The organism is Mycobacterium sp. NTMscope_MAC_12, from assembly GCF_976985675.1.
On sequence record NZ_CDRJYY010000001.1, the window covers coordinates 6,014,330 to 6,027,461 of the forward strand.

At 67.2% G+C, this 13,132-nt stretch carries 14 protein-coding genes; 6 read left to right on the forward strand and 8 right to left on the reverse strand.

The annotated features are described in order from the left end of the window. Nucleotides 1-59 precede the first annotated feature (59 nt). The 6 genes from AC0KS4_RS28155 to lmeA all read right to left on the reverse strand — a co-directional run bounded on the left by AC0KS4_RS28155 (nt 60) and on the right by lmeA (nt 4,120). The gene (locus AC0KS4_RS28155; RefSeq protein WP_238955740.1) at nt 60-719 is read right to left on the reverse strand and encodes a heme-binding beta-barrel domain-containing protein; all 660 of its coding nucleotides are present in this window, start codon (nt 717-719) and stop codon (nt 60-62) included. A gap of 252 nt (nt 720-971) precedes the next feature. Next, nucleotides 972-1,274 (reverse strand): DUF1416 domain-containing protein, encoded by a 303-nt coding sequence (locus AC0KS4_RS28160; RefSeq protein WP_008263909.1) that lies wholly within the window; start codon nt 1,272-1,274, stop codon nt 972-974. 1 nt (nt 1,275) lies between these two features. Continuing rightward, nucleotides 1,276-2,109 (reverse strand): sulfurtransferase, encoded by an 834-nt coding sequence (locus AC0KS4_RS28165; protein WP_225327836.1) that lies wholly within the window; start codon nt 2,107-2,109, stop codon nt 1,276-1,278. A gap of 37 nt (nt 2,110-2,146) precedes the next feature. After that, entirely contained in the window at nt 2,147-2,617 is a 471-nt protein-coding gene (locus AC0KS4_RS28170; RefSeq protein WP_225327835.1) for a DUF4395 domain-containing protein, read from the reverse strand. 224 nt (nt 2,618-2,841) lie between these two features. Next, complete coding sequence (locus AC0KS4_RS28175) at nt 2,842-3,264, reverse strand: thioredoxin family protein (protein ID WP_238955741.1); 423 nt, start codon at nt 3,262-3,264, stop codon at nt 2,842-2,844. A 43-nt stretch (nt 3,265-3,307) separates the two neighbouring features. Then, entirely contained in the window at nt 3,308-4,120 is an 813-nt protein-coding gene (lmeA, locus tag AC0KS4_RS28180; protein ID WP_225327904.1) for a mannan chain length control protein LmeA, read from the reverse strand. Nucleotides 4,121-4,288: 168 nt separating this feature from the next. Here lmeA and AC0KS4_RS28185 point away from each other — a divergent pair, with 168 nt between their 5' ends. The 6 genes from AC0KS4_RS28185 (at nt 4,289) to pstB (ending at nt 10,083) form a co-directional block, all read left to right on the forward strand. Next, nucleotides 4,289-5,077 (forward strand): winged helix-turn-helix transcriptional regulator, encoded by a 789-nt coding sequence (locus AC0KS4_RS28185; protein WP_225327833.1) that lies wholly within the window; start codon nt 4,289-4,291, stop codon nt 5,075-5,077. Further along, nucleotides 5,074-6,000: a mycothiol synthase gene (mshD, locus tag AC0KS4_RS28190; protein WP_238955742.1), complete on the forward strand. Its 927-nt coding sequence runs from the start codon at nt 5,074-5,076 to the stop codon at nt 5,998-6,000. Before AC0KS4_RS28185 ends, mshD begins: the two co-directional genes overlap by 4 nt. Nucleotides 6,001-6,163: 163 nt before the next feature. Next, complete coding sequence (gene pstS / locus AC0KS4_RS28195; protein WP_425326346.1) at nt 6,164-7,288, forward strand: phosphate ABC transporter substrate-binding protein PstS; 1,125 nt, start codon at nt 6,164-6,166, stop codon at nt 7,286-7,288. A gap of 51 nt (nt 7,289-7,339) precedes the next feature. Then, a complete protein-coding gene (gene pstC, locus AC0KS4_RS28200; protein WP_238955744.1) occupies nt 7,340-8,383 on the forward strand; it encodes a phosphate ABC transporter permease subunit PstC in 1,044 nt (347 codons plus the stop codon). Continuing rightward, a complete protein-coding gene (gene pstA / locus AC0KS4_RS28205) occupies nt 8,380-9,294 on the forward strand; it encodes a phosphate ABC transporter permease PstA (RefSeq protein WP_238955745.1) in 915 nt (304 codons plus the stop codon). Before pstC ends, pstA begins: the two co-directional genes overlap by 4 nt. Before the next feature lie 12 nt (nt 9,295-9,306). Then, the gene (gene pstB, locus AC0KS4_RS28210; protein WP_225327828.1) at nt 9,307-10,083 is read left to right on the forward strand and encodes a phosphate ABC transporter ATP-binding protein PstB; all 777 of its coding nucleotides are present in this window, start codon (nt 9,307-9,309) and stop codon (nt 10,081-10,083) included. 136 nt (nt 10,084-10,219) lie between these two features. Here pstB and phoU read toward each other — a convergent pair whose 3' ends face one another. Continuing rightward, on the reverse strand, nt 10,220-10,888 hold the full coding sequence (gene phoU, locus AC0KS4_RS28215; RefSeq protein WP_225327827.1) for a phosphate signaling complex protein PhoU: 669 nt from the start codon (nt 10,886-10,888) through the stop codon (nt 10,220-10,222). Nucleotides 10,889-10,946: 58 nt separating this feature from the next. Next, nucleotides 10,947-13,052, reverse strand: a complete 2,106-nt coding sequence (locus AC0KS4_RS28220; protein ID WP_238955746.1) for an LCP family protein — start codon at nt 13,050-13,052, stop codon at nt 10,947-10,949. Nucleotides 13,053-13,132: the final 80 nt, after the last annotated feature.

A 13,132-nucleotide genomic window follows, 5' to 3' on the forward strand; every position in this document is an offset into this window, starting at 1 on the left:
TGTCCGACCTGGAACATGGCTCGGGGGCCGCCCCATGTCGGCGGCCGCTCCCGGCCCTGCTAGCCGGCGAACCGCGACAGCCGCGCCGACAGGTGCGGCACCAGGCCGCCGTCGGCGTCGACCCGCTCCTCGACGTAGGCCAGATCGCCGCCCTCGACGATGCCGTAGAGCCGTTTGGCGCCGCCGACCAGCACGCCGGACCTGCTGCGGGCCAGCGCATCGGTCACCAGCTCCCACGACGATTGGGTGCGCGGACGCCCGTAGAACAATTCGACGTAGCCCGCCGAATGCGCCAACAGCAGCTCGATCGCGTGGGATTCGCTGGGGTCGTCGGGATCGCTGACAAAGCGCCAGAAACCGGTCTCGCGTAAGTCGCGCTCCTGGTAATCGCCCGTCTCGCTCAGTCGCCAGGACCGGGCTTCCCAGTTCAGATAGTCCCCGCCGTCGTGCGAGACCACGATCTGCTGCCCAAACCGGTAGTCACCGTCGTGCCCGCGGCCTTCGCCTTCGCCGCGCCACACTCCGACCAGCGGCAGCAACGCGAGCAGCGCGTCATGGAGATTGGCGCCCTCGCGCAGGTTGGCGGTGTCGGCGGGCACGGGTAGATCGTCGAAGGACGGGATGTTGCGGCCGGCGGTCACCTTGGCGCGCTCGGCGGCGGCAGCCACCGCCCGGTCGCCGGAGCCGGCAGAACTCGACGGATCGTCGCCGGAGGTCATGTGCGCCGCTCCTCCCCATCGCTGCGCTCTGGATCGTCGCCGGCGGAGTTCATCTGCGCCGCTCCTCCCCATCGCTGCGCTCTGGATCGTCGCCGGCGCGGCTCACGACTCGTCAGTGATGAGCCGGTAGAGGGTGTACAGGGCGAACCATGAAATCACCACGACCGCCACAACCAGCATGATCTCGAAGAACAGCACCACGGGGGCAAGTCTATTCGCCTCGTCGCGTCCCGGTCGCGGGCAGCTGGTCGATCAGGCGATCTTGACGTCGACCTCGTGGATGCCCGCACCCGACGGCGTCACCACGGCGTTCCCGTTGCCGGCCGCCGACAGTGCGCGCAGCGTCCAGGATCCGGGTGCGGCGAAGAACCGGAAGTCACCGGTGGCCGAGGCCACCACCTCGGCGGTGAACTCGTCCGACGAGTCCAGCAAGCGGACGAACGCGCCACCCACTGCCTGGCCATCGCCGTCCACCACACGGCCGGTGATCACGGTTTCCTTTTCCAGGTCGACGCTGGCGGGCAACGTCAGTCCTTGCTTCGGTGCAGAGCACATATCAGCTTCCCAACTCGATCGGGGCCCCCACCAGGGAGCCGTATTCCGTCCAACTGCCGTCGTAGTTCTTGACATTCCTGTGCCCGAGCAATTCGTAGAGAACGAACCAGGTGTGCGACGACCGCTCGCCGATACGGCAGTAGGCGATCGTTTCTTTGTTGCCGTCCAGGCCGGCCGCGGCGTACAGCGCGGCCAGCTCCTCGTCGGACTTGAAGGTGCCGTCCTCGTTGGCGGCCTTGCTCCACGGCACGTTGATGGCGCCGGGGATGTGGCCGGGCCGCTGGCTTTGTTCCTGCGGCAGATGCGCGGGGGCCAGGATCTTGCCGGAGAACTCGTCGGGGGAGCGCACGTCGACGAGGTTCTTGACGTTGATGGCCGCGATGACGTCGTCGCGGAACGCGCGGATGCTGTTGTCCGGTGCGGCCGCCGTGTACGACGTCGCCGGCCTGCTGACGGTGTCGCTGGACAGTGCGCGGCCGTCGAGCTCCCACTTCTTGCGGCCGCCGTCGAGCAACTTGACCTTCTCGTGGCCGTACAGCTTGAAATACCAGTACGCGTAAGCGGCGAACCAGTTGTTGTTGCCGCCGTAGAGGATCACGGTGTCGTCATTGGAGATGCCCCGCTCGCTGAGCAGTTTCGAGAACTGCTGAGCGTCGACGAAGTCGCGTTTGACCGGGTCCTGCAAATCGGAGCGCCAGTCCAGCTTGATCGCGCCGGGAATGTGGCCGGCGTCGTAAGCGCTGGTGTCCTCGTCGACTTCGACGAAGACGACGCCTGAGGCGTCGAGATTGCTCTCAGCCCAGTCGGTCGAGACCAGGACGTCGGAGCGTGCCATGGAATGGGTCCTTTCAATCACTTTTGGTTACAGCAGGTCAGGTGCGACGCGCGATGCTCCGGAAGCGGACCACCAGCGGGTAGAGCTGGCAGCCCAGGCAGATGCCGAATGCGGCGTTGAGAAACGCGGCCGCCAGGGCGGCCCCCGTGGCGATGACGCCGAACAGGACGGCGCCGGCGGCGAAGCCGGCGGTCCCCAGCACGGCGAAGATCAGGCCGACGAGCTGGGCGAACTGTAGCGGCGCGGTGGGTTCGCGATCCTGCACCGGGCCCAGCCGGGGCGCGACGACGGCGGCGAATATCCGGCCGTAGGGATGCTTGCGCGGCCCGCCGGCAGCGCCGATGGCGAAGATGACGGCCTGGACGGCCAGGATTGCCGCCGCCGCCGGTGGACTGGCCGCCGACACGACCAGCACCAGCAGCAAGACACCGGTCGTCACCCAGGCGGCGAAGCGTGGCCCACGCACGTCGACGAGGTCGGGCTGCGTGGCGGTGTTGCTGCTCGGCAAGGTGTTACTCCTCGAATACCTCTGTTGCTCATGGAAACGACGATGGGAGACGCGCCACGGTCGGGATCCGGGGCCGCTCCGAGTGCTACGCGACAGCGCGGCTACTCAGCAGCAACAGCAACAACAACAGCCCGCGGTGCGGCACAGTTCAAATGCGCGACGCTTGGTGAGCATGGGCTCGAGGCGGGCTAACACGTCGGTCAGCTTACCCAATGACACCGCGGTCAAGCCAACAGCGGTTTCAGGACGGACCGCAGGTCGGCGGCGCTCGGCACTCCGGAGGTCCGGTACCTCTGCTGCCCGTCGACGTCGAAGATCAACGTGGTGGGCAGGGACAGCACCGAATAACGGCGCGCGGTCTCCGGATTGGCGTCCAGATCGACCTCGACGTGGGACACCCCGCCCAGGTCGTCGCAGACCTCGACCACGACCCGGCGCACCCGGTCGCACGGCCCACACCACGGGGCGCTGAAATGCACGACGGTCGGTCCGCTGCGCGAAAGTCCCAGCGCTGCGATGTCGCCGCTGGTGTCGTGATCCGGCCCGGGATCGATTTCCCGGATGCCGCCGGAGCGGCGGGTCAACAGCCAGCCGACGAGGGTCGCGGCGGCGAGCGCGGCGACGGTGACCACGATGACCGTCGTCACGGGCGCCACTCCTCGTCGCGCCCGGCGGCGCCGCCAGCGTGCGTCATGACCGTTTGAACCCATCGAGGGACACCGTTAATCCGTAGGTGATGCCCTCGATGATGACGTCGGAGCCCCGCGCCCCCTCGGTGGTGGGCGCGACACCGAAGGGAAGCCGCTGGTCGGGAAGCCGGCCACCGAAGGCGTGCAGCACCGCGTCCTGCTTGTCGGCGGGGACGGTCTGGTCGGCGGTGTCCGGTCCGGTGAGCACGCCTTTGGGGGTGAAGACCAGCGTCGCCGGGTCATCGGGGGCGATGGAAAGGTCGACCGAGACGCTGACCCGGCGATCGAAGCCGGACGATTTGGGTGTGCCGGTGAACACCAGCCCGTGGCTGTCGGAGATGCCCGACGCGGTGACGCCGCCGGTGGAGGTATTGGTTTCCTTGGGCGGGGCCTCGACCATCAGGTCGCTGATGCCCAGGTATCGGCCCAGGTGGGTCGAGTCGATGATGATGCGGCTTTCCAGCTTGTCCACCGCCAGCTTGGCTTCGGGACTGATCAGCCACGACGCATGCGTGAGATCGACCGAATACATCGTGGCCTCGAGGGTGGCCTTGCCGGTCATCGCGTGTTCGACGGCGTTGGCCTTGATCTCCACCTGGCTGTAGTTGCCGCGCACGGCCTGCGGAATGAAGGGAAACGCCACGATGGCCACGAAGGGGTCGCTGCCCAGCTGGGCCGCCTTGCGCACGCTGGCCGACAGCCGGTATTCGGCATAAATGCTGGTGCCGTAGTCGACCCCGATCGCACCGAGGGTGACCACGGCCACCAGGATCGCGGTCGCGGTCGCAGCAATCAGCACCTTGCGCACCCGCATATTGTGGCGTAACCCCGGCGGCGGCGGATCGCCCGTGGCGGGGCTCACACTGGCTCGTCTGCCACGCGAAAACACCAGGTATCACGTTATCGTTAGATGACCTGGTAACTAACGCGTGATGGCGTTGTGAATTTGGGAGATGCCGTTCCCCCGAGCTGGAGGGACTAGTTGGAGCTTTTACTGCTGACCTCGGAGCTGCATCCCGATCCGGTCCTGCCCTCGTTGTCGCTGCTTCCGCATGCCGTGCGGACGGCGCCGCCTGAACCGGCCTCGCTGCTCGAGGCCGGGACGGCGGACGCCGTGATCGTGGATGCGCGCACCGATTTGTCGTCCGCGCGCGGCCTGTGCCGCCTGCTGAGCACCGCCGGCCGATCGGTTCCCGTGTTGGCCGTGGTGAGCGAGGGCGGCCTGGTGGCCATCAGCGCCGACTGGGGCCTGGACGAGATCCTGCTGCCCACCACCGGACCGGCCGAGATCGACGCGAGACTGCGGCTGGTGGTCGGCCGCCGGGGCGGGCTTGCGGACCAGGAAAGCGCCGGCAAGGTGAGCCTGGGCGAGTTGGTGATCGACGAAGGCACCTACACCGCCCGGCTGCGCGGGCGCCCGCTCGATCTCACCTACAAAGAATTCGAGCTGCTCAAATACCTGGCCCAGCACGCCGGGCGGGTGTTCACACGGGCGCAGCTACTGCACGAGGTGTGGGGATACGACTTCTTCGGCGGCACCCGCACGGTCGATGTGCACGTGCGCCGGCTGCGGGCCAAACTGGGCCCCGAGCACGAGGCGTTGATCGGCACCGTCCGCAACGTGGGTTACAAGGCGGTCCGCCCGGCGCGCGGCCGCGCCCCGGCGGCCGACCCCTCCGATCCCGACGGCGCGGACGGCGCCGAATCCGGTTCGGAATCCGACTCCGAGGACGTCCAAGATCCGTTGGTCGATCCGTTGCGCACTCAGTGACCCCGCCTGACTGGCGCCGGACGCTGACCGACGACGAACAGCGAGGCGTGCGCGAACTCATCAGTGCGGCAACGGAATTCGACGGGGTGGCGCCCGTCGGCGAGCAGGTACTGCGCGAACTCGGACACGACCGCACCGAGCATCTGCTGAGCACCTCGGACGACGGTGTGATCATCGGCTACCTCAATCTCAGCCCGCCCCGCGACGGGGAGACCGGGATGGCGGAACTCGTCGTGCACCCACGTTCCCGTCGTCGCGGCATCGGGGCCGCGCTGGCTCGCGCGGCGTTGACCAAAACCGGTGCGGGCAACCGATTCTGGGCGCACGGCACGCTCGAGCCGGCCCGCGCGACCGCGTCCGCGCTGGGCCTGACGCCGGTGCGGGAACTGATGCAGATGCGACGCTCGCTGCGCGATCTCCCCGACACCGCGCCCTCGGTGCCCGGGGTGCGGATCCGCACCTATGCGGGCACGGCCGACGACGCCGAGCTACTGCGCGTCAACAACGCCGCGTTCGCCTACCACCCCGAGCAGGGCGGCTGGACCGAAGCCGAGCTGGCGGAGCGGCGCGACGAACCGTGGTTCGACCCAACGGGTTTGTTTCTCGCGGTCGATGACTCCGAGGGCGATCAGGGCGGCAGGCTGCTGGGATTTCACTGGACGAAGGTGCACCTCGATCGGCCCGGGTTGGGCGAGGTGTACGTCGTGGGTGTCGATCCGTCGGCGCAAGGCCGCGGACTGGGACAGGCGTTGACCGCCGTCGGCATCGAATGGCTGGCCCGCCGCCTGGCCGAGGCCACCGATCCCACCGTGATGCTCTACGTCGAGTCGGACAACGTCGCCGCCGTGCGCACCTACCAGCGCTTGGGTTTCACCACCTACAGCGTCGACACCGCATACGCGGTCGTCCCCGCGGCCAACTGACCGCGGGTACGAGCGGCATCCACCCGCATCGTTAACCTGGTCCTTGCTACCGAGACGTTGCCGTGCGCCGGCCGGCGCATAGTTTCGCCGCGACTTGGCAACCTGAGAGGGATGGCCAGCGGCGCCCACATGCGTCTTGAACGTCGTCATGAAAGCGAGATCGGTGAAGCTCGACAGGCAGGCCAGGGCGCTGGCCGCGGTGCTGTTGGCGACGGCACTCGGCGCCATGGCGCTGTCCGCTTGCGGCAGCGATGAGAACCGCCGCGGCGCAGCGGCGCCCAGCATCACCGGCGGCGCCGGTAGCGCGGGGTGCGGCGGTAAGAACAAGCTGACGGCGGAAGGCTCGACCGCTCAAGCGAACGCGATCACGGTCTTCAACCAGGTGTGGGGTCAGTACTGCCCGGGCAAGGGTCTGGCCTACAACCCGACCGGGTCGGGCGCCGGCCGCGAGCAGTTCATCGCCGGGCACGTGGATTTCGCGGGAGCCGATTCTCCGTTGGTCGCCGAGCAGATCGGCCCCGCCGCCAGTCGGTGCGGCGGGAACCCGGCGTGGGACCTGCCCCTGGTGTTCGGTCCGATCGCGCTCGCCTACAACCTGCCGGGGAATCCGGCCCTGGTGGTCAGCAGTGATGCGGTGGCCAAGATTTTCACCGGCAAGATCACCACGTGGAACGACCCCATCTTGGCCGGCCTCAACCCGGGTGTGGCGCTGCCCGACACCAGGATCACGCCGATCTACCGGTCGGACTCGTCGGGAACCACCGACAACGTGCAGAAATATCTGACCGCCGCAGCACCGCAGAGCTGGGCCAAGGGGGTCGGCACGGAATTCCAGGGCGGCGTCGGCGAGGGTGCGACGAAGTCGTCCGGCGTCATTCAGGCGGTGCGGACCATTCCGGGCGCCATCGGATACGTCCAGAAGGGGTTCGCCGACCAGGCCGGCATGTCCTACGCCAAAATCGCCACCCGCGGCGGGATTGTCCCGCTCACCAACGACACGGCCGAAAACGCCATCAAGGCGGCCCAATTCCTCGGCGAGGGAAACGACCTGTTGCTCGATCTCAACGCCATGTACGGCTCGCAGGAGCCGGGCGTCTACCCGCTGGTGCTCGTCACCTACGAGATCGTGTGTTCCAAGGGCTACGACGCCGATACCGCCGGGGCGATCAAATCGTTCCTCTCCGTGGCCGCCATCAGCGGCCAGGCCGAACTGTCCTCGGCCGGTTACATTCCGCTGCCCGATAAGGTCAAGGAACGACTGGTCGCCGCGATCGATGCGCTGCAGTGACCAGGTGAATCGGGTTCCAAGGGGCGACAGCAGAACTGTGGCGGGATTGCGGTGACGGGGTTTTCAGGGCCAAACCCAATCGACGCAGGCTCGGGCGCCGTGCTTGCCGCGTCGTTTCCCGAGTCGTCGACGGCACCCACCAGCCCCTGGGGCGAGGGGCGACCGCATGTGGGAGACCGGGTATTCCGGTGGCTCGCGCAGGCCTCGGGTGTGCTGATCGTCGTCGTGATCGCCGCGATCGCCGTGTTCCTGCTCGGGCGCGCGGCCCCGGCGTTGCAGCGCAATCGCGAGAACTTCTTCAGCTACGGCGGTAGCTGGGTCACCACCGACACGTCGGCGATGCACTTCGGGATCGCCAGCCTGCTGCCGGTCACCGTATTCGTGTCACTGTTCGCGTTGACCTTGGCCATGCCGGTCGCGCTGGGCGTCGCCCTTTTCATCACCCAGTACGCGCCCCGGCGTATCGCGACGCCGCTGGCCTACGCGGTCGATCTGCTGGCCGCGGTTCCCTCGATCATCTACGGTGCGTGGGGTCTGTACGTGTTGGCGCCGCAGCTGCGGCCCGTCGCCACCTGGCTCAACCGCTCCCTGGGCTGGTGCTTCCTGTTCGCCGACGGCAACGCGTCGGCCGCCGGCGGCGGCACCATCTTCACCGGCGGCATTGTCCTGGCGGTGATGATTCTGCCGATCGTCACCGCCGTCACCCGCGAAGTGTTCATCCAGACACCGCAGGACCAGATCGAGGCGGTGCTCGCGCTCGGCGCCACCCGGTGGGAAGTGGTCAAGACCGTCACGCTGCCGTTCGGGCGGTCGGGCTACATCAGCGGCGGGATGCTGGGGCTGGGCCGCGCGCTGGGCGAGACGGTCGCGCTGCTGATCATCCTGCGGGGCACCCAGTCGGCGTTCGGTTGGTCGCTGTTCGACGGCGGCTCGACCTTCGCCACCACGATCGCGGGCGCCGCGGCGGAATTCGACGACCGATTCAAGTCGGGCGCGTACATCGCCGCGGGCCTGACGCTCTTCGTGCTCACCTTCCTGGTCGACGCCCTCGCCCGGGGCGCCGTCGCCGGGGCCGGCCGAAAGGCCGCCCGATGACGTCGATGTTGGACCGCCCGCTCAAGTCGCGGACGTTCTCCCCGCTTTCCCGGCGCCGTCGTACCGCGAATCGTGTTGCGACCGTGTTGGTTTCACTGGCGTTGCTGGTGGCTGTGGCGCCGCTGGTGATGGTGCTGTGGTCGGTGACCGTCAAGGGATTCAAGGCGATCACCTCAACCGTGTGGTGGTCGCACTCGCAAGCCGGGATGACGGCCTTCGTGACCGGCGGCGGCGCTTACCACGCGCTGGTCGGCACCGTGCTGCAGGGATTGGTGTGCGCGGTCATTTCCATCCCGATCGGTCTCATGGTCGCGATCTATCTGGTCGAATACGGCGGCGGCACCGCGTTGGGCCGGTTGGCCTCGTTCATGGTGGACATCCTGAGCGGGGTGCCCTCGATCGTGGCGGCACTGTTCATCTATGCGTTGTATGTGGCCACGCTGGGCCTGCCCCGCTCCGAGTTCGCGGTATCGCTGGCGTTGGTGTTGCTGATGCTTCCGGTGATCGTGCGCGCGACCGAGGAAATGCTGCGGATCGTTCCGGTGGACCTGCGCGAGGCCAGTTATGCGCTGGGCATCACCAAGTGGAAGACCATCGTCCGGGTGGTCATTCCCACCGGGCTGTCCGGCATCGTCACCGGGATCTTGCTGGCGATGGCCCGGGTGATGGGGGAGACGGCGCCGCTGTTGATCCTCGTCGGTTATGCCCAGTCGATGAACTTCAATATCTTCAGCGACTTCATGGGGACGCTGCCAGGCATGATGTACAACCAGACGTCGGCCGGCGCGGGCCTCAACCCCATCCCCACGGATCGGTTGTGGGGGGCCGCGTTAACCCTCATCCTGGTGATCGCCGCGATCAATATCGTGGCTCGAGTGATAGCGAAATTCCTTGGCGCCAGAAAGTCATAGGCAGGAGCAGTAGTGGCCAAACGGTTGGACCTCAAGGGCGTCAACATCTATTACGGGTCGTTTCACGCCGTCGCGGAGGTGACGCTGACGGTTTTGCCGCGCAGCGTCACCGCCTTCATCGGTCCGTCGGGTTGCGGCAAGACGACGGTGTTGCGCACCCTCAACCGCATGCATGAGGTGGTGCCCGGCGGTCGCGTCGAGGGCAGCGTGCTCCTCGATGACGAGGACATCTACGGCGCCGGTGTCGACCCGGTCGGTGTGCGCCGGGCCATCGGGATGGTGTTCCAGCGTCCGAACCCGTTCCCCGCCATGTCAATTCGCGACAACGTGGTTGCCGGCCTGAAGCTGCAAGGGGTGCGCAACCGCAAGGTGCTCGATGAGACGGCCGAATACTCGCTGCGCGGGGCGAACCTGTGGGACGAGGTCAAGGATCGGTTGGACCGGCCGGGCGGTGGTCTGTCCGGCGGGCAGCAGCAGCGGCTCTGCATCGCCAGGGCCATCGCCGTGCAGCCCGATGTGCTCCTGATGGACGAGCCCTGCTCGGCGCTGGACCCGATCTCGACGATGGCCATCGAAGAGCTGATCAGCGAGCTGAAGCAGGCTTACACCATCGTCATCGTCACCCACAACATGCAGCAGGCGGCCCGGGTCAGCGACTACACCGCGTTTTTCAACCTGGAAGCCGTCGGAAAGCCGGGGCGGCTGATCGAGGTCGACGACACCGAGAAGATCTTTTCCAACCCGAATCAAAAGGCGACCGAGGACTACATCTCCGGCCGCTTCGGCTAGCCCGACGACGAAGCAGCTCGCGTAGCGAGGTGTGAGGAGTTGGGCGATCGAACCTAGCCCGACGACGAAGCAGCTCGCGTAGCGAGGTGTGAGGAGTTGGGCGATCGAACCAGCCCGACGACGAAGCAGCTCGCGGTTACTGCGAGGGCGGTTTCGCTTCTTCCTCGGGCAGTCTGCCGGTGGCCTGGAAAATGACGCGCCTGGCCACCTCGACAGCGTGGTCGGCGAAACGCTCGTAGAAGCGGCCCAGCAACGTCACGTCGACGGCCGCCGCGACGCCGTGCTTCCATTCCCGGTCCATGAGCACCGAGAACAGGTGCCGGTGCAAATCGTCCATCGCGTCGTCTTCCTCGCGGATCCGGGCCGCCTTTTCCGGGTCGCGCGACAACACCACCTCTTGGGCGCTGTTCCCCAATTCGACTGCGATGCTGCCCATTTCGGCGAAGTAGCCGTTGACCTCTTCGGGCAGCGCGTGCTGGGGATGGCGCCGCCGGGCGATCTTGGCGACGTGCAGCGCCAGCGCACCCATGCGGTCGATGTCCGCGACCATCTGAATGGCGCTCACGATGGACCTCAGATCGCCGGCGACCGGCGCCTGCAACGCCAGCAGCACAAAGGCGCTTTCCTCGGCGCGCGCACTCATCGCGGCGATCGCTTCGTGGTCGGAGATCACTTGTTCGGCCAGCACCAAGTCGGCCTGCAGCAGGGCTTGGGTGGCCCGCTCCATGGCGATTCCTGCCAAGCCGCACATCTCGCCGAGCCGCTCGGTTAACTCCGAGAGCTGCTCGTGGTAGGCGGTTCGCATGTCGTCAAGGATACGTTCCCCGCGTCCGAGACAGGCCGCGGAGCGCCGTCAAAAACGCTTATTCGCAGGTGGTGTCGGCCGCGTTGGTGACGGTCAGGTCCTCGGGGAGCTTGGCCGGCGCGTTGCTCGAGCCGCGTTCGATCTGCAAACTCATCGGCGAGCCGCTCGGTGAGGGAGCGGTGACCGACTTGAAGTCTGGGCCCAGTACCACCTGCACGACCTGCCCGTAGCCGGAAACCCGCTGGACCTTGGCATTGGCGAACGAGGACGCCACGGTGGCCGCGGCCTCTTCGTTGCCGGGCGAGAACAGAACCGTCGTCGCGGTCACCGAACTCGGATAATCGTCGGGCGTCATCACGTTGAAGCCGTCCCGCTTGAGCTGGGTGGTTGCGGTTGCCGCCAGACCGGTCTGCGTGGTGGCGTTGGAAACCCGTACCGTCACACCGCTTGGCGAGGTCGTGGTGACCTGCTCGTGTTGAGCCTCCGGCGTCGGGGACGGCTTCCTGGTGGTCGGGGCTTTCGACGCTCCCGTCGTCGTGCCCGAACCAGGTGAGGCGCTCAAATTCTTTGCGTTCTGGTCGTTTTCCTCTGGCAGCGGATCGTCGTTGATGATGGCGTCGAACAGCGCCCGCATATCGGACATGCGCGGCGGCTCGTCGCCGTTCTGGTCGGTGACGCCGGTCGGCACCGTCACGAACGTGACGTGGCCGGCCGCCATCCCCTGCAGCGACTGACCGAGCTGCACCAGGTCCTTGGACTTCACGTTGTCGACGACGGTGTCGCTGATGAACATGTTGACGACGTTGTTGAGCTTGTTGAGGTCGAGCAATGTGTCCGCCGAGATCAACGACCTCAGCAGCGACGACAGGAACAACTGCTGGCGTTTGATGCGGCCGTAGTCCCCGTTGATCTCCGTGGTGACCTGGCGGGCCCGCACGTAATTCAATGCGGTGGAGCCGTCGAGAACCTGGCGGCCGCCGTGTTCGAGCACGGTGCCCAGCTCGTAGTCGTGCAGCGGGGTGCTCGAGCACACCTCGACGCCGCCGAGGGCGTCGACCATCTTCGCGAACCCGGAGAAGTCGACGGCGATGAAGCGGTTGATGCTCAATCCGGACAGCTTCTGGATTTCCTTCACCAGACACTTCGGGCCGCCGAACGCGAACGCCGAGTTCAGTTTGGTCTCGGTGTAGACCATCTTCGGTCCCCACGTCTGCGTCTTCTCGTCGTAGAGCGGGCCGTACTTGCCGGTGGTGGGGTTCCAGGCCTCGCATTGCATCGGGGTGATCGCCAGGTCGCGCGGGAAGGACACCGCCACCACGCGTTTGCGGTTGGCCGGGATGTTGACCAGCATCACGGTGTCCGAGCGGGCGCCGTCGGCGTCGTCGGTGTCGCCGGCGCCCATGTTGGCGTTGTCGCCGGCGCGCGAGTCAAGGCCGACGATCAAGAAGTCTTCGTCGCCGTACTGCCCGTTTGCGTCGCGGATGTCGTCCGAGTGCGGGTCGAGCGCGTTGATGGTGTTGAGCCTGGCGTTCTTCGACGTGCTCCACTGCCATGCCCCGCCGGTCATCACCAGGGCCAGCACGGCGGCCAGCGCCGCTATCGAGCGTCCGGCCAGCAGCATCGGGCGGCGGCGTTTGGGCTCCTCGGCGGCGGTATCGACCGCGTCGGAAGGCGGCTCGCCGGGGTCGTCGTCGTTCGGGTAGTCGGCGTCCATGAGCTCGCGAAGCTCGGAGACCGCGTCGAACGAATAGGCGAGGTCGTCGATGACCTGTGTCTTCTGCATCTCGAGCGGCGGTTCGGGCTCGAAGACTTCGGACTCGGGCTCGAAAAATTCGGGCTCGGGCTCGGGCTCGGGGGCGGCGCGTCGGTGAACGGGCCGGTCGGGCGCGCCGATCTTGGCGATCAGATCGGCGACGCTGACCCCGCCCCCGGCGTGGCTTCCCGTGTGCTCGGTGTCGTCTTCCTGCGGCGCGGCAGGCGCGGCAGGCGCGACGGCGGCCTCTGGCTGCCATCGGTGGAGGTTGTCGTCGGGCGGTGGTTCGAAGAATCGTTCCCAGGGGGCAGCGCCCAAGCTCGGCGACGGGCCGGCTGGGATCGGTTGGGCGTGAGCCTCGCCCGGTGCGTGCCGACCGTTACGAGTGGCGTCGCGCTCGCCGTCACTCATGTCCTACCGGCCTCCGAAGCTCTGATGCAGACGTCATCGTGTCCGTGCGTCGTGGCAGCGCAGCGCCGCTTTTGGGGCGC

Excerpts from the sequence above, each read along its gene's own strand:
- AC0KS4_RS28155 (WP_238955740.1), bottom strand. The coding sequence starts at position 719 with ATGACCTCCGGCGACGATCCGTCGAGTTCTGCCGGCTCCGGCGACCGG.
- AC0KS4_RS28160 (WP_008263909.1), bottom strand. The coding sequence starts at position 1,274 with ATGTGCTCTGCACCGAAGCAAGGACTGACGTTGCCCGCCAGCGTCGAC.
- AC0KS4_RS28165 (WP_225327836.1), bottom strand. The coding sequence starts at position 2,109 with ATGGCACGCTCCGACGTCCTGGTCTCGACCGACTGGGCTGAGAGCAAT.
- lmeA (WP_225327904.1), bottom strand. The coding sequence starts at position 4,120 with ATGCGGGTGCGCAAGGTGCTGATTGCTGCGACCGCGACCGCGATCCTG.
- pstA (WP_238955745.1), top strand. The coding sequence starts at position 8,380 with ATGACGTCGATGTTGGACCGCCCGCTCAAGTCGCGGACGTTCTCCCCG.
- phoU (WP_225327827.1), bottom strand. The coding sequence starts at position 10,888 with ATGCGAACCGCCTACCACGAGCAGCTCTCGGAGTTAACCGAGCGGCTC.
- AC0KS4_RS28220 (WP_238955746.1), bottom strand. The coding sequence starts at position 13,052 with ATGAGTGACGGCGAGCGCGACGCCACTCGTAACGGTCGGCACGCACCG.